The following is a 579-nucleotide window of genomic DNA, read 5'->3' as shown; positions in this document are numbered from 1 at the left end:
GTGCCGGTGCCCGGCCAGGTGGGTGTAGGCCACCCGCTGGAGCGGCAGGTGGCGCAGGTAGGCGTGGGGGTCGAAGCCGTGGTTGACGGAGGAGACGTAGACGTTGTTGACGTCCAGCAGTACGGCGCAGTCGGCCTCCTCCGCGACCCGGGAGACGAACTCCCACTCGGGCATGGCCGACCCGGCGAAGCCGACGTAGCTGCTCGGGTTTTCCAGCGCGATGGTGCGCCCCAACACGTCCTGGACCTGCCGTACCCGGCGCACGACGTGGCGCAGGGTCTCCTCGGTGAAGGGCAGTGGCAGCAGTTCGTGGCTGTGCGCGCCGGCCACGCCCGTCCAGCACAGGTGGTCCGAGACCCAGACCGCGCGGACCTCGTCGGCCAGGCGGCGCAGCAGCGCCAGGTAGTCGCGGTCCAACGGGTCGGTGCTGCCGATGGACAGGCACACCCCGTGCAGGAGGACGGGGTAGCGCTCGGCGATCTCGGCCAGCGCGCGGCGCCGCGCGCCGTGGCAGTCCAGGTAGTTCTCGGTGATCGCCTCGAAGAAGTCCACCGCGGGCCAGTGCGCGCGGATGTGGGG

The 579-nt window shown here is 71.5% G+C and carries 1 protein-coding gene; it reads right to left on the bottom strand.

Annotation, left to right across the window (positions count from 1 at the left end; translation table 11 throughout):
• Positions 1–579 (bottom strand): DUF692 domain-containing protein (locus tag KUM32_RS41925; protein ID WP_217146853.1); only part of this gene is annotated, 579 nt, incomplete at both ends.

This window comes from Streptomyces sp. AC627_RSS907, from assembly GCF_019049165.1.
This window is presented reverse-complemented; position numbering and strand designations above follow the sequence as displayed.